Below are 19,310 nucleotides of genomic sequence, written 5' to 3'. Positions count from 1 at the left end.
TCACACTCTTCCCCGACGTGCGTTTAGGTTAGGCTGACCTAACTATAGGGGTGTCAGGGGAGGGGTTGGACATGGCTGTCGGCAAGGGCTGGGAGGGCGTGGTCCTCAAGCTCATGCGGGGCAAGGACTTCACGTTCACGGTTACGGGAACGGAAGACCTCACGGAGAACTACCGCCGCGTGAGCTTCACGGACGGCGGGCTGCTCGCGGCCGCCGGTGGATCGCTGCACCCGACGATGTGGGTGCGCGTCTGGTTCCAGGGCGCCGGCAAGCCGCACCAGCGGGCGTACACGCTGGTGGACCCGGATCCGCAAGCGGGCACCTTCAGCTTCGAGTTCGCCCTGCACGACGGGGTCGCCAGTGCCTGGGCGCGCGGCGCCAAGCCGGGCGACACGGTCGAGGCCACCGTCCAGGGCACCGGATTCACGGCCCCGGCGCCGGCCCCGGAGCGGCTGCTCGTCATCGGGGACTCCGCGTCCCTCCCGGCGATCAACTCGCTGCTGGACACGTACCCGAAGACCCCGGCGACCATCTGGTTCGAGACGCAGCACGACTCGGACGAGCGGCTGCCGATGCGGGTGGAGCCGGGCCGGCACGACATCCGCCGGGTGCGGCGCAGCGGTACGGACCTGGTCGACCGGGTGCGCACCGACCTTCCCGAACTGGTCGGGGACCCGGAGGCGGCGTACGTCTGGCTGGCCTGCGACACGGTGACGACGCGCGCCCTGACGGCGTACCTGCGCAAGGAACTCGCGCTGCCCAAGCACCGGGTGAACGCGCTGGGCTACTGGCGGCCGGGAGCCTGAGGCGGCCTGCGGGCCTGCCGGCCCGTCCGGCACGCGGTGGAGCGGACGGGCCGCAGAGGCGGTCGGGCCGGGGAGGTGGTCGGGCCGGCTACTGGGCGGACGCCTTGCAGGCGCTCACCGCGGTCCCGTTGGTCACACCGCCCTTGGTCAGCCCGCTCACGCACTGCTCCTGCTCACCGGAGTACCCGGCGGAACACGCCGACCGGACGGACTCCGGGGCCTCGCCGCCCTGCAGCTCCCGCTCGACCTGGTTGATGCATGCCGAGACGTCCGCGTGGGCGGCGGGTGCCGCGAAGGCCGCACCACCGAGTACGAGGGTCAGGCCGCTGAGGACACCTGCGATACGGGCCGACGTGCGCATGGGACGCACCTGCTCTCCGGGATCGTCGCGCGGCCCGGTACCCGAGAGGTGCCGGATCCGCGCAGGAAAAGCGCCGAGCTCACGCGGCCGGGTTCCGGCCACAGGGGCCCGGGTCCCCGGCCCGGACCGGCTCGGCAGGGAATCCCCTCCTCCGTCCGACGCTAGAGCAGGCTCCTGCCGCACGCACCCGCAGGAGCCTTTCCCCCGGTCAGGCGCCGGTGGTGCCGTCGATCCCCTCGCGGAGGAAGTCGGCGTGGCCGTTGTGGCGGGCGTACTCGTGGATGAGGTGGAGCATCACCAGACGCAGCGAGGCCTCCTCCTCCCAGCTCGGCACGTACGCCGTCACGTCCAGGGACCCGGCCGCGGCCTCGATCCGGCGGGCGTGCGCGATCTCCTCCTGCCAGGCGGTGAACGCCTCCGCGCGGCTGGATCCCGAGGCGTCGTAGGCGGCCTGGAAGTCGTGGGTGTCCGACCACAGGTGCGGGAGGTCCTGGCCGTCGAGGACACGGCGGAACCAGTGCCTTTCGACCTCGGCCATGTGCCGGACCAGCCCCAGCAGGGACAGCGTGGAGGGGGGCATCGAGGCGCGGCGCAGCTGCTCGTCGCCGAGGCCTTCGCACTTCCAGGCGAGGGTGGCCCGGTGGTAGTCGAGGAAGGTCCGGAGGGTCTCGCGTTCGTCCCCGGTCAGGGGCGGGCTGATGCGTTCCATGGCAGTGATCTTGCCTGCTGCTCCCGGGCCGGCATAGGGCCGGTCCCGCCCCCGCTCTACGAGGTGGCACCGGTCCACATGTACGGCACCGTCACGCCCAGGATCCCGAAGCCGAGCCGCTCCAGGATCGGGCGGCTGTCGTCCGACGCGTCCACCTGCAGGTAGGTGATGCCGAGCTCCGCCGCCAGGCGGGCGCGGTGGGCGACCAGCAGGCGGTAGATGCCCCGGCCGCGCCACTCGGGGATCGTGCCGCCGCCCCAGAGGCCCGCGAAGGCCAGCCCCGGCCGCATCTCCATCCGGGCCGCGCTCACCGGGGTCTCGCCCGCCATCGCGAGCACTGCGGCGATCGTCTCCGGTTCCTCCCGCAGCTTGCTGAGCAGCTGCTCCCGGATCCGCGGCCGCTCCGTCCCGAAGGCTCCGGCGTGGACCCGCATCATCAGGTCGACGCCCTCCTCGTCCGTCACCACCCGCAGGGTGATCCCCTCCGGCGGCTCCACCGGCAGCTTCGCGAGCTCGGACGACAGGCCCACCATCAGGGTCTCGGGCGGCTCCGGCACGAAGCCCGCCGCCCGCAGCCGGTCCCCGAGGTCGGCGGGCCGGTCGTAGTCGTACAGTTTCCACTCGAACTCCGGACAGCCGCGCCCCGCGAAGAACGCCACTTGCGCCGCGATCTCCGCGTCCGCCGTCCCCTCGTCGAGGTCCGACCAGAGCACGCCGTTCCACCCGAGCGCGGGCGCGACGTGCCGTACGACGGCGCCCGCCCGCTCCACGCTGGCCGGCGGGGCGTCCGCCTGCGCACCCTCGCGCACCTCGGCATCGAAGCGGGCGCGCACCTTCATCAGTTCATCAAGATCGATCGTCATCGTCCCAGCTCACCAGTGTCGGGCGGGCGCCACAACTGCATTAGCCTCACCTGGTGAACCACGACTCCACCATCTACACCGGTAAGGCCACCCCCGACGCCGCCGCCGACCGCGGCTGGCTCCTCGGCCACTTCAAGGACCCCTCCGATCCCCGCCACAGCCAGGACGTGGAGATCAAATGGGGTGTCCACCCGAAGGGCGACGAGCGGGAGCGGTGGGCGACCGCCGAGAAGCGCACCGCACTGCTGGTGCTGATCAGCGGACGCTTCCGGCTGGAGTTCCCCGGTCGCACCGTCGTCCTCGCCGAGCAGGGGGACTACGTGCTCTGGGGGCGCGGCGTCGACCACTCCTGGTACGCGGAGGAGGACGCCGTCGTCCTCACCGTCCGGTGGCCCTCGATCCCGGGCTACCGGGTGGACGAGCCCGAAACCCAGCTGGAGGCCGGGTCCCCCGCACTGTGACGATGCACACGAAAGGGGCCAACGATCACGAAACGCTGAGATCGTGGAGGGTGTAGACCCTCTGCGCCGAGCCTTCCCGTGGTGATCCCCCGGGCCCTTCGGCCGGGCCTTCACGCGTTCATGCGTTCTTTGCGACGGGCTGCCTCCCGGTAAAGATCCGAACCACCAGGGAGCACGTCCGTTGGCTGTAATCGCACGCTGGTGCATGCGCCACCGCCTCCTCGCCGTCCTGATCTGGCTGCTCGCGTTCGGCGGGACCGCGGCGGCCGCAGTGACCACCGGGTCGGCGTTCTCCAACGACTACGAGGTCCCCGGCACCGAGTCCGGCAAGGCGAACGCCCTCCTGCGCGAGGCATTCCACGGCCAGGGCGGCGACACCGACACCATCGTGTGGCGGGCCCCGGACCGGCAGAACGTCCGCACCCCGGACATCGAGCAGCGCATGACCGCGGCACTGGAGGCCGTCGCCGGGCTCCCCGGCGTCGGATCGGTCGCCGGACCCTACGGCCCCGCCCCCGAGAGCGCTGCCCGGATCAGCCCCGACGGGCGCACCGCCTACGCAGTGGTGACCTTCGACCAGCATGCCGACTCCGTACCCAAGGCCCAGGCCAGGGCGGTCGTCGACGCGGCGAAGAACCCCACCACCGAGGCCGGCGGTCTCCAGGTCGAACTGGGCGGCCGCGCCATCCAGCTCACCGAGGCCCCCACCGCGCACCTCGCCGAGGTCATCGGTGTCGCCGTCGCGGCCCTGGTCCTCTTCCTCGCCTTCGGCTCGCTCGCCGCGAGCCTGCTGCCCATCGCGACCGCCCTGGTCAGCGTGGGCACCGCCTACTTCGGCATCACCCTGCTCGGCCACGCGATGCCGGTCGCCGACTTCGCCCCGATGCTCGGCACCCTCATCGGCCTCGGCGTGGGCATCGACTACGCGCTGTTCATCGTCACCCGGCACCGCAAGGGCCTGGCGCGGGGCAGCACGGTCGAGGAGGCGGCAGCGAACGCCGTCGCCACCACCGGCCGGGCCGTCGTCTTCGCCGGTGCCACCGTCTGCATCGCACTGCTCGGCATGCTGGTGCTGCGGCTGAACTTCCTGAACGGCGTCGCGATAGCCGCCTCCGTGACGGTGGTCCTGACGGTCGCCGCCTCGGTCACCCTGCTGCCCGCCCTCCTCTCGTACATAGGCATGCGCGCCCTCTCGCGCCGCGAGCGCCGCAAGCTCGCCGCCGAGGGGCCGCGCCCCGAGCAGACCTCCGGCTTCGCCGTCCGCTGGTCCGTCTTCGTCGAGCGGCACCCCAAGCTGCTGGGGGCCGTCGCCACCGCGGTCATGCTGGTGCTGGCCCTGCCCACCCTCTTCCTCCATCTGGGCACGTCCGACCAGGGCAACAATCCGGCCACCTCCACCACCCGGCAGGCCTACGACCTGCTGGCGGAGGGCTTCGGCCCCGGAACCAACGGTCCGCTCACCGTCGTCGCCCGGCTGGACGGCGCCGGCGACCGGCTCGCCGTGGACCAGCTGGCGCAGGCACTGCGCACGACCGAGGGCGTCGCCTCCACCGGCCCCGCCGTCCTCAACCGCAGCGGCGACACCGCCGTACTGACCGTCGTACCGGACTCCGCCCCGCAGTCCCGGGCCACGAGCGACCTCGTCGACAGGCTCCGCCAGGACGTCATCCCGGCCGCCGGGCACGGCAACTCCATGGAGGTCCACGTCGGCGGTGTGACGGCCGCCTACGACGACTTCGCCGAGGTCATCATCGGGAAGCTGCCGCTCTTCGTGGGCGTGGTCATCGCCCTCGGCTGCGTGCTCCTGCTGCTGGCCTTCCGGTCCATCGGCATCCCGCTCAAGGCGGCGGCCATGAACGTCGCCGCCGTCGCCTCTTCCTTCGGCGTCGTGGTCGCGATCTTCCAGTGGGGCTGGGGCAGCGAGCTGCTGGGTCTGGGCAGTGCCGGCCCCATCGAACCCTTCCTGCCCGTGATCATGGTGTCCGTCCTCTTCGGACTGTCGATGGACTATCAGGTCTTCCTCGTCAGCCGGATGTACGAGGAGTGGCTGGAGACAGGCGACAACCGGCGGGCCGTGCGCGTGGGCCTCGCCGAGACCAGCCGGGTCATCAACTCGGCGGCCGTCATCATGATCTCCGTCTTCCTGGCCTTCGTGCTCAGCGGCGACCGGATCATCGCGATGTTCGGCATCGCGCTCGCCGCGGCCGTGGCCCTCGACGCCTTCGTGCTGCGCACCCTCCTCGTCCCGGCCCTGATGCACATGCTCGGTGGGGCCAACTGGTGGCTGCCCGCCTGGCTCGACCGGCGCCTGCCCCGGATCAGCATCGAGCCCCCCGAACACCGCCCGCATGCAAGACTTCCGAAGCAGCGGCCCGCCGAGGACCTCGCCACGAGCGAGGACAGCGCCGAGTCCGCCACCACCTCCCGGTGATCCGGCCACCCGCCGCCCGAGACCCAAGGAAGACCGAGCATGTTCTCGATAGACCTGGCCGAAGACGCCCAGATGTTCCCGCTGGAGGCCCGGCACGCCCAGGAGTTCTTCGCGCACATCGAGCGCGGACGCGAATTCATCGGGCAGTACGTCGGCTTCCCGGACCGGACCACGGACCTCGACTCCGCCCGGGCCCTGCTCGCCAAGTACGCGGCGACGGCGGGGGAGGACGGCGCCCGGTTCTTCGGCATCCGGCTTGACGGCACCCTGGTGGGCGGGGTCCTCTTCCGGACGTTCGAGGCGCACTACGGCAACTGCGAGATCGGCTGCTGGCTGGAGCCCGACGCGGCCGGCCGCGGCCTGGTCACCAAGGCCTGCCAGGTCCTGATCGACTACGCCTTCGGCGAGCGCGGCATGCACCGCGTCGAGTGGCACGCGGCCTCCGGCAACAAGAAGAGCCTCGCCGTGGCCGCGCGCCTCGGGATGACCCGCGACGGCGTCATGCGGGAGAACTACCTCCACCGCGGAGTCCGCCAGGACACCGAGGTCTGGTCGATCCTCTCCCACGAGTGGGCCGGGACCCGGTCCGCCTGAGCCCGCTCCGGGCCCCCTCCGGGCGGGCCCGCACACGGGTTCCGCCGGCCGCGGGGCCCACCACGGCCGGAACCAGCGGATTCTCAGAAAACTCTCAGACAGGGCGCCTACGGTGCCCCGCATGGACACCACGAAGACCCCCGCCCCGAACGCCGCCGAGGCGGACACCACCCCGGCTGACCTGGTCAAGGCCGAGACCCCCCAGCCGGCCGAGGTCGAAGCCGACTCCGCGGTCACCGACGAGGTCACCGACACGGACCTGGACGACGAGGCGTTCGCCGACGACCAGGCCGAGGACGGGGAGCCGAGCCAGGTCGGGTCCGCGGCCTTCGCGATCGTCGCCGCGGGCCTCGGTGTCGTCGCCCTCAGTGGTAGCTGGGTCGCGGGCATCGTGTCCGAGCGTGCGAGCGTCGCCGCCCGGCTGGAGCTGACCCAGGCCGCCGACGCCAACGCGCAGATCGCCGCCCAGTTCGTCGACCCGTGGCACGCCACCGCGATGGTGAACGGCATCTTCTCCGCCCTCGCCCTGATCATCGCCACCTTCGTGCTGGCCCTCCCCGCCTTCAGCAGCCCCGAGCGCACCCTCCCCACCTGGGTACGGTCCGTCTCCTGGGCGGGCATCGGACTGGGTGCCCTCGGCGTACTGCTCTTCGTCCTCATGTACTTCGACCTCCTCCTCGCCATTCCCAAGGCGGCCGGAGCCGGCGCCTAGGCAGTTCCTTAGGTCCGCACGGACCGGCCCGGGGCTCCCCGGCCCCGGACTAAGGCCCCCTGCCCCCGGCAGATGCGGCATGCGACCGATGTGCCGGTACCCCCTGGGGCGCGAATCTTGGATCACACCGAACGAGGTGCCCGAGCAACGCGACCAGGGAGCAGAGATGTACGAGTACGAGATCGCCACCGCCGCCCGCAGCGCCGACCTCATCCGTGAGGCCGCCGAGTACCGCACGGCCCGGGCGGCGCGGCGGGCGCACCGCGCCTCCTTGCCGGGCCAGGAACACCGGAGGCGGGTGAGAACGTTCCGGAGCCGGTTCACCCGCTCGGCCCGTGCCGCCCGCTCCGCGCCGCGCACCGCGTGACCTGACACGTGATGAGGAGCGCACCGGCGGCGAGTGCCGCCGAGCAGGACGTCTGTGCGATGCTCGGCGGCGTGGAGACCAGATCTGTCAGCCCGGTGTTCGTCGGCCGAGCCGATGAACTGGCCGTACTCACCGACGCATTGACCCGGGCCGCCGGGCAGGAACCGCAGGCGATGCTCATCGGGGGAGAGGCCGGAGTCGGCAAGACCCGCCTCACCGAGGAGTTCCTCTGCGAGGCGGACCGCCGCGGCGCGGTCGTCGCCGTCGGAGGCTGTGTGGAGATCGGGGCGGAGGGCCTTCCCTTCGCCCCGTTCTCGACGGCCCTGCGCACCCTGCACCGGCTGCTGCCCGGGGAACTGGCCGCTGCTGCCGCCGGCCAGGAGGACGAACTCGCCCGCATCCTCCCCGAACTCGGCGACACCCCGCGCGGCCCGCACGACGAGGAGAGCACCGCCCGGCTCTTCGAGTTGACGGCCCGGATGCTGGAGCGCCTCGCCGCCGACCGCACCGTCGTCCTCGTCCTGGAGGACCTGCACTGGGCGGACACCTCCACCCGGCACCTGCTCTCCTACCTCTTCCGCACCCTCACCAGCGGCCGGCTCGTCATCGTCGCCACCTACCGTGCGGACGACGTGCACCGGCGTCACCCGCTGCGCCCGCTCCTCGCCGAACTCGACCGGCTCCGCACCGTCCACCGCGTCGAGCTGTCCCGCTTCAACCGGGCCGAAGTACGCCGCCAGCTCACCGGCATCCTCGCCGCACAGCCCGACGAGGACTTCGTGGACTCCGTCTTCGACCGGTCGGACGGCAACGCCTTCTTCGTCGAGGAACTCGTCGCCTCCAGGGAGAGCGGCTGCCGCACCGGACTCACCGAATCCCTGCGCGACCTGCTCCTCGTCCGTGTCGAGGTGCTCCCCGACGAGACCCAGCGGTTGGTGCGCATCGTCGCGGAGGGCGGCTCCACCGTGGAGTACCCGCTGCTGCGCGCCGTCGCCGGGCTCACCGAGGACGAGCTGATCGAAGCGCTGCGAGCCGCCGTCGGGGCCAACATCCTGCTCGCCACCCCCGACGGCGACGGCTACCGCTTCCGGCACTCCCTGGTGCGCGAGGCCGTCAGCGACGACCTGCTGCCCGGGGAACGGGCCCGCGTCAACCGCCGCTACGCCGAGGCGATGGAGGCCGACGGGTCGCTCGTCCGGGTCGAGGAGCGGGTCATCCGGCTGGCCAGTTACTGGTTCCACGCGAACGATCCCGCCAAGGCGCTGCCCGCCGTACTCGCCGCCTCCGTGGTGGCCCGCCGCCGGCACGCCTACTCGGAGCAACTGCGCCTGCTGGAACGGGCCATGGACCTGTGGGACAGCGCCCCGGAGGGCATCATCGAGGCGCTCCGCCCGGCGGACTACACCGAGGTGTACCCTCCGTGCGGCTGCGACCCGGCCACCACCGCGCTCCGGCGGCTCGACCTGCTGGCCGAGGCCACCGTGGCGGCGCGCTACGGCGGCGAGCGCGACCGCGCCCTGAAGATCACGAAGACGGCGCTGCGCCTGCTGGAGGACGACCGCGACCCGCTGCGGGCCGCCTGGTTCTGGACCGAGCGCTCCCGGCTGATCGCCGGCCTCGGGCGAGGCGACGGCTGGGAGGAGATAGCCAAGGCGCAGGACCTCGTCCGCGGGCTGCCCCCGTCCCAGGTGCACGCCGAGGTCCTGGTCCGGGCCGCGAGCTGGGGCATGTTCCACAAGCCGGGCCCCGGCAACCTCGCCGCCGCCGAACGCGCCGTCGAGTACGCGCGGATGGTCGGCGCCGAGGAGACCGAGCTCAACGCCAGGATCACGGTCGGAGCTCTGCTCACCGACTCCGGAGACGCTCCGGGCGGTCTCGCCGAGATGCACGCGGTCCGGGAACGGGCCACGGAACTGGGGCTCACCGTGCTGGCAGGGCGTGCGCATATCAATCTCACCTCTCAGTTGGAAAGTCTGGGCCGGTCCCGCGAAGCCGTGGAACTGGCCGAACAGGGGGCCGAACTGGTCCGCAGATCCCGGCTCATGGACAGCGAGGGTTGGGTCTGCGGGAACAAGGCCGAGAGCCTCTACAGCCTCGGCCGCTGGGACGAGGCCGCCGAAGCGGCCCGGCGTGCCCTGCTCGTCGGCCAGAGCGCGGCCCCGCGCGGCTGCGCCGCCACACGACTGGCCCACCTGGCGCTGGCCCGCGGCGAGTTGACCGAAGCCGCTCACCAGCTGGCCGCCGCCCACGTCCACTTCGGCAGCCACGGAAACCGGCCCCAGCCCCAGCAGCGGATCCCGCTCTACCGCCTCGCGATCGGCGTGGCTGCGGCGGAGGGCCGGATCGCCGACGTCCGCACCGAGGCATCCGCTGCCGTCGCCTACGGATTCCCGCTCGGGCATCACCGCTACGCCTGGCCGCTGCTGCTCGCCGCGGCCACCGCGGAAGCGGACGCCCGGGGGCTTCCGGCCGCGGAGGCCGGCCGGGACGCGGCCCTAGACGTGCTGCGCACCGCCGCCCGCCCGCTCGCCACCCCGGTCCCGGTGTGGACCGCCCACGCCGAGTACGTCCGGGCCGAGCTGCTCCGGGCCGAGGCCCGGGACACCCTCGCCGACTGGACCGCCGTCGAGAAGGCCATCCGCCCGCTGGAGCGCCCGTACCTGCTGGCCAGGGCCTGCCACCGGCTCGCGGAGGCCCTGCTGGCCGCCGGTGACCGGGAGCCCGCGGCCGCCCTGCTCCGCGAGGCCTACGCCACCGCCGAGCGGATCGGCTCACGCACCCTGCGCGAGGACCTGGCCCTGCTGGCCCAGCGCGCCCGCCTCCCCCTGACCGACGCCGACAGCGCCGCCGCCACGCAGGTTCCGGAGACCGATCCGGTCGAGGCGCTCGGGCTGACCAGCCGCGAGCGGGACGTACTGCGCCTGGTGGCGGCCGGCAGCACCAATCGGAAGATCGCCGAGGAGCTCTTCATCTCACCGAAGACGGCGAGCGTGCACGTCTCGAACATCCTGGCGAAGCTAGGCGTTACCGGCCGTGGCGAGGCGGCCGCCCTCGCTCATAGGCTGCATCTCTTCGCCGCGCCGGCCCCGGTCAGCCCCCGTCCGGAGGCTGCTCGTCCAGGCGTATGAGCACCCTGCCGGAGTCGAGGTCTATCGGACCCCGTCCCGGATCGTTGTCACTGACGTCGGTCCGGGACAGCTCCAGCCGCTTCTTCTCCTCGTCCGTGTGCTTGCGTCCCGGGTTGAACAGCTCTTCGAACATGTTGAACACCGCCCCCTTCGTCCCCTGCGGGGGAGTCACTGGTCAATGCACCGTCAGAGTGAGGATCCGGTCGTCGCCCGCTTCCGGGGACCCGCGTCCGTCCGTCTCGCTGGTGACCAGCAGCAGCCGGTCCCCACCGAGGGGCACCACCGTCCGCAGCCGCCCGTACTCGCCCTCGAGGAAGGGCTCGGGCTCCGCCACCAGCTCCGTCCCGGCGAGCGGGATCCGCCACAGCCGCTTGCCCTTGAGCCCGGCCATCCACACCGAACCCTCCGCCCACGCGATCCCGCTCGGCGAAGCCTCGTCGGTCTTCCACACGGCCACCGGATCCCGGAAGCCGGGCTTTCCCGCCTTCCCCTCGGCCTCGGGCCACCCGTAGTTGGCACCGGGCTCGATCAGATTCAGCTCGTCCCAGGTGTTCTGGCCGAACTCGGCCGCCCACAGCCGCTTGTCCTTGTCCCAAGCGAGGCCCTGCACATTGCGGTGCCCGTAGGAGTAGACGACGGAATCCGCCTCCGGATTGCCGTGCACCGGATCCCCGTCCGGGGTCATCCGCAAGATCTTGCCGCCCAGCGACTTCTTGTCCTGGGCGAGCCCGGTGTCACCGGTCTCACCCGTCCCCGCGTAGAGCATCTTGTCCGGGCCGAAGGCGATTCGGCCGCCGTTGTGGATGAGGCCCTTGGGAATGCCCCGGAACACCGTGTCCGGCGCCCCCAGTTGCTGTCCGGCAGGTCTCTGTTCGTCGTACCGCAGCCGGGCGATGCGGTTGTCGGACTCGGTCGTGAAGTACACGTACACCAGCCGGTCCGACGCGAAGGTGGGCGACAGCGCGAGGCCCAGGAGCCCGCCCTCCCCGCCCGGTGCCACCCCCGGCACCTTGCCGATCTGGGTCACCGTGCCCGAACCCGTCGCGACCCTGCTGATCGTCCCCTTGTCCCGCGAGGCCACCAGGAGGTCACCTCCCGGCAGCGGGGCCACGCCCCACGGCGACTCCAGCCCCTTGGCCACCTCGCCGGTCACCGTCACGGTCCCCTTCGCCGGTGGGCCGGCGGCCTGCGGCGACGCGGACGGGCTCCCCGACGGTCCCGGCGACCCGGAGCCCGCCGAGGCCGTGCTCGGTGGGGAGCCGCCCGGCCCCGTGCCCGGTGCGCCCTCCGGCGAGCACCCCGCCGCCAGCAGGGCGCCGCAGCCGGCCAGCGCGAGCGCCGCCACCACACCCCGGCTCCGCCCGCCCGCGCCCGCGGATCCCGCCTGCCCGGGAGAACTTCCGTATCGCATCGCCCTGCTCCCTTCCGGTCCTCCGATCGTGCCCTTCATCCCTCTCAACAGCTCCGGCAGTTCGCGAAGTTCCACCACTCGTACACTCGATCGAGTGGTTGTCCGACCGTCCCCGGATCGACCCCGGCCCCCGCCGGTGCCGGATCAGTCCCAGGCTCCCACTTCGACCGGAAGGGCCGCGATCTCGACCAGGTCCCCGGCCGACAGCCGGACCTCCGCCGCCCGCGCGTTCTCCGCCGCCCACGGCGCCCGGTCGGCCCCCGGCACCGGCACCACCTGCGGCCCCTGCGCCAGCACCCACGCCAGGGCCACCTGCGCGACCGTCACTCCGGGTCCGTGCCGCCGGGCCACCCGCCGCAGCCCCGCCAGCAGCACCTGGTTCGACGCCATCGCCTCCGCCGTGAACCGCGGATGCCGGGCCCGCACGTCCTGCGGCTCGAACCCCTCACCCGGCGTGAGGGTCCCCGTGAGGAACCCGCTGCCCAGCGGCATCGCCGCCAGGAACCCCACCCCGCGCGCCGCGCACCACGGCAGCAGCTGCCACGCCGCCTGCGGCGACCACACCGACAGCTCCGCCTGCACCGCGCTCACCGGGAACACCTGCTGGAGCCGCTCCAGGTGCCGCAGGGTCGTCCGGTACCCCCGGTCCCCGCTCCGCCCGGCCCCGGGCCCGGCCCCGGCGCCCAGCGCGCAGTACCCGAGCGCCCGCACCTTGCCCGCGCCCACCAGCTCGGCCATGGCCCCCCAGGTCTCCTCCACGGGCACGTCCGGATCCACCCGGTGCAGCTGGTAGAGGTCTATGACATCGGTCCGCAGCCGCCGCAGCGAGGCGTCGCAGGCCCGCCGCAGATAGCCGGGCCGCCCGTCGGCGACCACGTGCTGGTCACCCGCCCGCAGTCCCACCTTGGCCGAGACGAACGCCTCGGACCGCCGCTCCCGCAGCACCCGCCCGAGCAGCAGCTCATTGGTGAACGGCCCGTACACGTCGGCCGTGTCCAGCAGGTTCGACCCCAGGTCCAGCGCCGTGTGCACGGCGGCCAGCGACTCCTGCCCCCGTCGCCGCGAAGGCGCGTACGCCCAGCTCATCGGCATACAGCCGAGGCCGACGGCGCCCACCGTCAGCGCCCCCGCCCCGATCGCCCTGCGCTCCACCCCTGCGTCCCCCTCCGGCTCCGGCCATCAAACTAACGGCTTGATCCGGATGCCTTGGCATAGCCTCGTGATCATGACTGCAATGACCCCGGATGTCTGGCTCCCGTTCCCCGCCGAGGAGATCGAGGGCCTCCCCGACGCCTTCCGGTACCACCTCTGGGACGGCGAGGACGCCTTCCCGGCCGATCCGGCCGACTGCGTCTTCTACGTGACGCCCTACATGAAGTCCCCCGAGGTCGCCGTGCGCCCGCTGGCGGCGATGCCCGCGGTCCAGGTCGTCCAGACCCTGACCGCCGGCATCGACGACGTGCTGGGCCGCCTCGGTGACCTGCGCCCGGGCGTTCGGCTGTGCAACGCCGCGGGGGTCCACACGGCCAGCACCGCCGAACTCGCCCTCACGCTGACCCTCGCCTCCCTGCGCGGCATCCCGGGCATGGTGCGCGGCCAGGACCGCGAGGAATGGCGTTCCGGGTTCTACGACGCCCTCGCCGACAAGTCGGTTCTGATCATCGGCTACGGATCGATCGGCTCCGCGATCGAGGACCGGCTGGTGGCGTTCGAATGCGGCCCGGTCGCACGGGTGGCGCGTACGGCCAGGACCACCGGACGCGGGCCCGTGCACACCCTCGCCGACCTGCCCGGGCTCCTGCCCCGGGCCGACGTGGTGATCCTCGTGACACCGCTGACCGACGCCACCCGGGGGCTGGTCGGCGCCGACTTCCTCAGTCGGATGAAGGACGGCGCCCTGCTCGTGAACGTGGCGCGCGGTCCCGTCGTCGACACCAAGTCCCTGTTGGCGGAGGTGGAGTCGGGTCGGCTGCGCGCGGCACTCGACGTCACCGACCCGGAGCCGCTGCCCGCGGGCCACCCGCTCTGGCACGCTCCGAACGTCCTGATCACCCCTCATGTCGGCGGCAGCAGCTCGGCGTTCGAGCCGAGGGCCAAGCGCCTGCTGGCCCGCCAACTCACCCGGTTCGCCGCCGGCGAGCCGGTGGAACACACGGTGTTGATCACCGAGTGACGCCTGTTGCGCACGCTCCGCAATCACTCGAATGCTCTGAGTGGGCACAACTCCCCGATCGGTAACGGAGAGTAGAGGGACTATGTCCCTGAGTGACGAAAGTGGTGTATCGTCCGGAAGAAGGGGCTGCGCCACGAACGTCAGGCGCTGGGGAGTGATCGGACACTTTGGGGGGCGACGGGCGATGTACGGCCAATGGACGAAGGATCCGATGCGGCACGGCCGCCGGAGGCGACGCTGCCGAGACTGGGCTGCACCGGAACCAGCCGGCGAGGGGGACCGGTGAGTCCCCCGGGGGCGGCGCTCCTGAACCGACCGTCCGTCTCGGGCGGAGGCAAGGGCCTGGCGATGCAGCTGCTCCTCGCGGTGGTCAGCGGCGGGTACGCCGTCGGCGCCGCGCTCAACTGGGGCTCGGAGGAAGTCGCCGAGATCATGGGCGACTTCGGGCTCAGCGCGGCCGGCTTACTCGCCGCGGTCTCCTGCTACTCCTACGCGAGGGCGATCGACAGTCGCGAACGCCCCGCCTGGCTGCTCTTCGCCTTCTCCTCCCTCATGGGGGCCGGCGGCAACGCGGTCTGGGGCTGGTACGAGGTGATCCTGGGCGAGGAAGTGCCGAAACCCTCGCTCGCCGACTTCGCCTTCCTCTGCTTCGCCCCGCCCGCCATCGTGGGCCTGCTCGTCCTCGCCAAACGCCCGGTCACCCGCGCCGGCTGGGTGTGCCTCGGACTCGACTCCTGGCTCATCGGCGGTTCCCTGCTCACGCTCTCCTGGAGCCTGGCCCTGGCCCACGCGGCGCGGACCGCCCAGTCCGGCGCCCCCGGCAGCGTCCCGCGCGCCGCGCTCTCCCTCGCTTACCCGCTCCTGGACATCGCCCTCGTGTCGATGGTCCTGGTCCTGCACTTCCGGCGCAGCGAGACCAACCGCTCCGCCGTCAACACCGCCATCGCGGCGCTGGCCCTGACCGTGCTCAGCGACGCCCTGTTCACCTCGCCCCTGCTGAGCGCCGAGTACCAGTCCGGACAGCTGCTCGACGCAGGCTGGTTCGCGGGCTCGCTGCTCCTCGCGTACGCGCCCTGGGGCGCCCGGCGCCTCCACCCCGGCCCGGAGCCGGCCGCCCGCCCGCGCGTGGACCGGGCGCACAGCCGCCCGATCACCGGCTCGCTGCCCGCCCTCACCCCGTACCTCGCGGCCGCCGTGTGCACCCTCGGCATCCTGTACAACGTCGTGGACGGCAGGAAGGTGGACCGGATGGTCGTCTTCACCGGCTGCACCGTCGTGCTCGCCCTCGTCATCCGGCAGGGCATCATGCTCCTCGACAACATCGCGCTGACCCAGGAACTGGCCCAGAAGGAGAACCACTTCCGCTCCCTGGTCCAGGGCTCCAGCGACGTCATCATGATCGCCGCGCCCACCGGAACCCTGCGCTACGTCAGCCCCGCGGCCGCCGGGGTCTACGGCCGCGAGGCGGAGGAGCTGGTCGGCACCGAGCTCGCCACCCTGATCCACCCCGACGACCTCGGCCGGGTGGTCCACGAGGTACGCCGCTTCCTCGCCGCACCGCCGACCGAGGAGCCCACCACCCGCATCGAATGCCGCTTCAAATCGGGCGGCGGCGAGTGGCTCAACGTGGAGTCCACCGTCAACCGCCACCAGGGCGGGCTCATCCTCAACAGCCGGGACGTCACCGAGCGGGTCCGGCTCCAGGCCCAGCTCCAGCACAGCGCCGAACACGATCCGCTGACCGACCTGCCCAACCGGGCCCTGTTCACCCGGCGCGTGCGCCAGGCCCTGACCGGCCGGCGCGCGGGCGACCACAGCACCGCCGTGCTCTTCATCGACCTCGACGGCTTCAAGGCGGTCAACGACACCATCGGCCACCAGGCCGGCGACGAACTGCTCGTCGAAGCCGCGCGCAGGCTCCAGGACTCGGTCCGGGCCGGGGACACCGCGGCCCGCCTCGGCGGCGACGAGTTCGCCGCACTGATCCTGGGCGACGGCAACCGCGACCCCAGCGCCCGCGAGTATCAGGTGCGCGAGATCGCCGACCGGCTGCGCACCACGCTCTCCCAGCCGTACCGGATCGGCGGCAGCGAGGTCCGGGTCGCGGCGAGCATCGGAGCCGCCTTCGCCGACCCCGGCATCACCCCTTCGGACCTGATGCGCAATGCGGATCTCGCGATGTACCGGGCCAAGGCCGGCGGCAAGGACCGCGTCGAGATGTACGCCCCCCAGATGCAGGCCGAGGTCGTGCGCAAGGCCGAGCTGGCCGGCCGGCTGCGGACGGCACTGCACGAGGGCGAGTTCGCCCTGCTGCACCAGCCCGTGGTCTCTCTGGCCACCGGTGAGGTGTCGGCCGTCGCCGCGCAGGCCCGCTGGCGCTCCGCCCAGGGGATCCTCTTCACCCCGGCGGAGTTCCTCCGGGTCGCCGAGTACAGCGAGGGCGGTACCGGTGGGGGCGGCGGCTCAGGCGCCGCCGGCCACGACGCCTCGCGCACCGCCGAGCTGGGACGATGGCTGCTGGAGGAGGCCGTGGAGCAGGCCGCCGACCGGCACCGCGCCGGGCACGACGTACCCGTGGCCGTGCGGATGACCGCCCAGCGGCTCCTGGACCGGTCCATGCCGCTCGGCTCCGTGGAGGCCCTGTTGGCCCGGCACGGGCTGCCTTCCGGGGCCCTCGTGCTGGAGCTCGCCGTATCCGACCCCAGAGTGCCCTTCGACGACCTGGAGCGCCGCCTGGCCGCCCTGCACCGGCTCGGGGTGGGCATCGCCCTGGACGGCTTCGGCAGCGGCTACGCGGCCATCAGCGCACTGCGCCGCCTCCCCGTGGACATGCTCAAGCTGGACCGGGGCCTGGTGGAGGGGGTGGTCGAGTCCGCCCGCCTGCACAAGATCACTGCAGGTCTCTTGCGGATCGCAAACGACCTCGGCATGCGGTCCGTCGCGGACGGGGTGGACCTGCCCGAGCAGGTCCTGGCGCTGCGCGCGATGGGGTGCACGCACGGCCAGGGAATGGCTTTTTCCGGCCCGCTCGACGAGTACAGGCTGCGCCGTGCGCTGGTGCGCGGTACGTTCCCAGTACCGGGCGGAGCGGCCCACCCCGCACTGGCCGGCGGATCCCCCGGAGGCTCGATGGCCATCCTTAGAGGCTCACATAATGAGACGCCCGTCCCACCTACTTGACATCACCCTCCCGCCAGAGGGAGGGTCAATGCCATGCGCACCCGAATTCTCGTACTTGGAAAGCGCGTCGGCTGAAGCTGGGACCTGCATGTCCCCGCTCAACACCCCCGACGCGCTCCCCTCGCTTGCCTCCTGGCACGAGGGGTTTTTTGTTGCACTGGCACAGAGTCGAATCCGCGTAAAACCCTCAGCTTCGAGAAGAGAATGCCGATGACCGAGCAGGCCACCGGGGCCCACCATCCGCAGCCGCGGCCCCGTTCCGGCGGACAGCAGTCCGCCGCAGTTGAGCACGTCACGGGCGCGCAGTCCCTCATCCGCTCTCTCGAAGAGGTGGGGTGCGACACCGTCTTCGGCATTCCGGGCGGCGCCATCCTCCCCGCGTACGACCCGATGATGGACTCCAAGAAGGTCCGTCACATCCTGGTCCGTCACGAGCAGGGGGCCGGTCACGCCGCCACCGGCTACGCGCAGGCCACCGGCAAGGTCGGCGTCTGTATGGCCACGTCCGGACCGGGCGCCACGAACCTCGTCACCCCGATCGCCGACGCGCACATGGACTCCGTCCCGCTCGTCGCGATCACCGGGCAGGTCTCCTCCAAGGCGATCGGTACCGACGCCTTCCAGGAGGCGGACATCGTCGGCATCACCATGCCGATCACCAAGCACAACTTCCTGGTCACCAGGGCCGAAGACATCCCGAGGACGATCGCCGAGGCGTTCCACATCGCGGCCACCGGTCGTCCGGGCCCCGTCCTCGTCGACATCGCCAAGGACGCCCTGCAGGCGAAGACCACCTTCTCGTGGCCGCCCTCCCAGGACCTCCCCGGTTACCGGCCGGTCACCAAGCCGCACGCCAAGCAGATCCGCGAGGCCGCCAAGCTCATCTGCCAGGCCAAGCGCCCGGTCCTGTACGTCGGCGGCGGCGTCATGAAGTCCGGCGCGACCGCCGAGCTCAAGGTCCTCGCCGAGCTGACCGGCGTCCCCGTGTGCACCACCCTGATGGCGCTGGGCTCCTTCCCCGACAGCCACCCGCTGCACGTCGGCATGCCGGGCATGCACGGCTCCGTCACCGGTGTCACCGCGCTGCAGAAGTCGGACCTGCTGATCGCCCTCGGCACCCGCTTCGACGACCGCGTCACCGGCAAGCTGGACAGCTTCGCCCCGTTCGCCAAGATCATCCACGCGGACATCGACCCCGCCGAGATCGGCAAGAACCGCGCGGTCGACGTCCCGATCGTCGGAGACGCCCGCGAGGTCATCGCGGACCTGATCCAGGCCGTCCAGGCCGAGCACACCGAGGGCAACGCCGGCGACTACGCCGCCTGGTGGAACGACCTCAGCCGCTGGCGCGAGACCTACCCGCTGGGCTACGACCTGCCCGCCGACGGCAGCCTCTCCCCGCAGCAGGTCATCGAGCGGATCGGCGCGCTGGCGCCGAAGAGCACGATCTTCGCGGCGGGCGTCGGCCAGCACCAGATGTGGGCCTCGCACTTCGTCAAGTACGAGGAGCCCCGCACCTGGCTGAACTCCGGCGGCGCCGGAACCATGGGATACGCGGTCCCGGCCGCGATGGGCGCCAAGGTCGGCATGCCCGAGCGCACGGTCTGGGCGATCGACGGCGACGGCTGCTTCCAGATGACCAATCAGGAACTGGTCACCTGCGCCCTGAACAACATCCCGATCAAGGTCGCGATCATCAACAACGGTGCGCTGGGCATGGTCCGCCAGTGGCAGACCCTGTTCTACAACCAGCGGTACTCCAACACCGTTCTGCACGCCGACGAGACCGGTCACGACACGGTCGGCTCCCAGCTCGGCGAGTCCATCGCGCCCCGCAAGGGCACGCGCGTCCCGGACTTCGTCAAGCTGTCGGAGGCCATGGGCTGCGTGGCGCTGCGCTGCGAGGACCCGGCCGACCTGGACAAGGTCATCGCCGAGGCCAACGCGATCAACGACCGTACCGTCGTGATCGACTTCATCGTCCACGAGGACGCCATGGTGTGGCCGATGGTCGCCGCCGGCACCTCCAACGACGAGGTCATGGCAGCCCGGGGCGTCCGTCCCGACTTCGGCGACAACGAAGACGACTGAGCCGAGAGAGCCGAGAGAGAGAA

16 protein-coding genes are annotated in these 19,310 nt (G+C 72.0%); 10 read left to right on the top strand and 6 right to left on the bottom strand.

What is annotated here, in order from left to right:
- Positions 1-71 precede the first annotated feature (71 nt).
- Positions 72-806, top strand: a complete 735-nt coding sequence (locus OG386_RS15200; RefSeq protein ID WP_328788608.1) for a siderophore-interacting protein — start codon at positions 72-74, stop codon at positions 804-806.
- A gap of 88 nt (positions 807-894) precedes the next feature.
- Here the strand turns inward: OG386_RS15200 and OG386_RS15195 are convergent, their stop codons facing one another.
- From OG386_RS15195 to OG386_RS15185, 3 genes are all read right to left on the bottom strand, one after another.
- Positions 895-1,167, bottom strand: coding sequence for a hypothetical protein (locus OG386_RS15195; protein ID WP_328788607.1), 273 nt, complete (start codon positions 1,165-1,167; stop codon positions 895-897).
- 208 nt (positions 1,168-1,375) lie between these two features.
- Complete coding sequence (locus OG386_RS15190) at positions 1,376-1,876, bottom strand: DinB family protein (RefSeq protein ID WP_328788606.1); 501 nt, start codon at positions 1,874-1,876, stop codon at positions 1,376-1,378.
- Between the two features lie 56 nt (positions 1,877-1,932).
- A complete protein-coding gene (locus OG386_RS15185) occupies positions 1,933-2,739 on the bottom strand; it encodes a GNAT family N-acetyltransferase (protein WP_328788605.1) in 807 nt (268 codons plus the stop codon).
- A 53-nt stretch (positions 2,740-2,792) separates the two neighbouring features.
- Here OG386_RS15185 and OG386_RS15180 point away from each other — a divergent pair, with 53 nt between their 5' ends.
- The 6 genes from OG386_RS15180 (at position 2,793) to OG386_RS15155 (ending at position 10,432) form a co-directional block, all read left to right on the top strand.
- The gene (locus OG386_RS15180) at positions 2,793-3,200 is read left to right on the top strand and encodes a signal peptidase I (RefSeq protein ID WP_328788604.1); all 408 of its coding nucleotides are present in this window, start codon (positions 2,793-2,795) and stop codon (positions 3,198-3,200) included.
- Positions 3,201-3,381: 181 nt separating this feature from the next.
- The gene (locus tag OG386_RS15175) at positions 3,382-5,631 is read left to right on the top strand and encodes an MMPL family transporter (protein WP_328788603.1); all 2,250 of its coding nucleotides are present in this window, start codon (positions 3,382-3,384) and stop codon (positions 5,629-5,631) included.
- 39 nt (positions 5,632-5,670) lie between these two features.
- Positions 5,671-6,225: a GNAT family N-acetyltransferase gene (locus OG386_RS15170; RefSeq protein ID WP_328788602.1), complete on the top strand. Its 555-nt coding sequence runs from the start codon at positions 5,671-5,673 to the stop codon at positions 6,223-6,225.
- Between the two features lie 121 nt (positions 6,226-6,346).
- A complete protein-coding gene (locus OG386_RS15165) occupies positions 6,347-6,937 on the top strand; it encodes a hypothetical protein (RefSeq protein WP_328788601.1) in 591 nt (196 codons plus the stop codon).
- A 166-nt stretch (positions 6,938-7,103) separates the two neighbouring features.
- Positions 7,104-7,304 (top strand): hypothetical protein, encoded by a 201-nt coding sequence (locus OG386_RS15160; protein ID WP_328788600.1) that lies wholly within the window; start codon positions 7,104-7,106, stop codon positions 7,302-7,304.
- Positions 7,305-7,363: 59 nt separating this feature from the next.
- Positions 7,364-10,432, top strand: a complete 3,069-nt coding sequence (locus OG386_RS15155) for a helix-turn-helix transcriptional regulator (RefSeq protein ID WP_328793259.1) — start codon at positions 7,364-7,366, stop codon at positions 10,430-10,432.
- Here OG386_RS15155 and OG386_RS15150 read toward each other — a convergent pair.
- The 3 genes from OG386_RS15150 to OG386_RS15140 all read right to left on the bottom strand — a co-directional run bounded on the left by OG386_RS15150 (position 10,395) and on the right by OG386_RS15140 (position 12,995).
- Positions 10,395-10,574, bottom strand: coding sequence for a DUF6191 domain-containing protein (locus tag OG386_RS15150; protein WP_328793258.1), 180 nt, complete (start codon positions 10,572-10,574; stop codon positions 10,395-10,397). The two genes, OG386_RS15155 and OG386_RS15150, sit on opposite strands and share 38 nt — an antisense overlap.
- Positions 10,575-10,607: 33 nt before the next feature.
- On the bottom strand, positions 10,608-11,843 hold the full coding sequence (locus tag OG386_RS15145; protein WP_328788599.1) for a PQQ-dependent sugar dehydrogenase: 1,236 nt from the start codon (positions 11,841-11,843) through the stop codon (positions 10,608-10,610).
- A gap of 144 nt (positions 11,844-11,987) precedes the next feature.
- Complete coding sequence (locus OG386_RS15140) at positions 11,988-12,995, bottom strand: aldo/keto reductase (RefSeq protein ID WP_327383101.1); 1,008 nt, start codon at positions 12,993-12,995, stop codon at positions 11,988-11,990.
- A 73-nt stretch (positions 12,996-13,068) separates the two neighbouring features.
- Between OG386_RS15140 and OG386_RS15135 the strand changes: the two genes are divergently transcribed.
- The 3 genes from OG386_RS15135 to OG386_RS15125 all read left to right on the top strand — a co-directional run bounded on the left by OG386_RS15135 (position 13,069) and on the right by OG386_RS15125 (position 19,287).
- Complete coding sequence (locus OG386_RS15135; RefSeq protein WP_328788598.1) at positions 13,069-14,016, top strand: 2-hydroxyacid dehydrogenase; 948 nt, start codon at positions 13,069-13,071, stop codon at positions 14,014-14,016.
- A 282-nt stretch (positions 14,017-14,298) separates the two neighbouring features.
- Positions 14,299-17,196 carry a putative bifunctional diguanylate cyclase/phosphodiesterase gene (locus OG386_RS15130; protein ID WP_405788798.1) on the top strand — a complete coding sequence of 966 codons (2,898 nt, stop codon included), beginning with the start codon at positions 14,299-14,301 and terminating at the stop codon, positions 17,194-17,196.
- A gap of 204 nt (positions 17,197-17,400) precedes the next feature.
- The gene (locus tag OG386_RS15125; RefSeq protein WP_327383099.1) at positions 17,401-19,287 is read left to right on the top strand and encodes an acetolactate synthase large subunit; all 1,887 of its coding nucleotides are present in this window, start codon (positions 17,401-17,403) and stop codon (positions 19,285-19,287) included.
- The last annotated feature ends 23 nt before the right edge of the window (positions 19,288-19,310 follow it).

The organism is Streptomyces sp. NBC_00273 (assembly GCF_036178145.1).
In the GTDB taxonomy this organism is placed as follows: Bacteria; Actinomycetota; Actinomycetes; order Streptomycetales; family Streptomycetaceae; genus Streptomyces.
The sequence above is the reverse complement of the archived record's forward strand: the minus strand, read 5'-3'. Positions and strand labels throughout refer to the sequence as shown.

What these genes read in the sequence shown, in the direction of transcription:
- OG386_RS15145 (WP_328788599.1), bottom strand. Translation starts at nt 11,843, where the DNA reads ATGCGATACGGAAGTTCTCCCGGGCAGGCGGGATCCGCGGGCGCGGGC.
- OG386_RS15160 (WP_328788600.1), top strand. Translation starts at nt 7,104, where the DNA reads ATGTACGAGTACGAGATCGCCACCGCCGCCCGCAGCGCCGACCTCATC.
- OG386_RS15200 (WP_328788608.1), top strand. Translation starts at nt 72, where the DNA reads ATGGCTGTCGGCAAGGGCTGGGAGGGCGTGGTCCTCAAGCTCATGCGG.
- OG386_RS15135 (WP_328788598.1), top strand. Translation starts at nt 13,069, where the DNA reads ATGACTGCAATGACCCCGGATGTCTGGCTCCCGTTCCCCGCCGAGGAG.
- OG386_RS15195 (WP_328788607.1), bottom strand. Translation starts at nt 1,167, where the DNA reads ATGCGCACGTCGGCCCGTATCGCAGGTGTCCTCAGCGGCCTGACCCTC.
- OG386_RS15165 (WP_328788601.1), top strand. Translation starts at nt 6,347, where the DNA reads ATGGACACCACGAAGACCCCCGCCCCGAACGCCGCCGAGGCGGACACC.
- OG386_RS15170 (WP_328788602.1), top strand. Translation starts at nt 5,671, where the DNA reads ATGTTCTCGATAGACCTGGCCGAAGACGCCCAGATGTTCCCGCTGGAG.
- OG386_RS15125 (WP_327383099.1), top strand. Translation starts at nt 17,401, where the DNA reads ATGCCGATGACCGAGCAGGCCACCGGGGCCCACCATCCGCAGCCGCGG.
- OG386_RS15185 (WP_328788605.1), bottom strand. Translation starts at nt 2,739, where the DNA reads ATGACGATCGATCTTGATGAACTGATGAAGGTGCGCGCCCGCTTCGAT.
- OG386_RS15155 (WP_328793259.1), top strand. Translation starts at nt 7,364, where the DNA reads ATGCTCGGCGGCGTGGAGACCAGATCTGTCAGCCCGGTGTTCGTCGGC.
- OG386_RS15190 (WP_328788606.1), bottom strand. Translation starts at nt 1,876, where the DNA reads ATGGAACGCATCAGCCCGCCCCTGACCGGGGACGAACGCGAGACCCTC.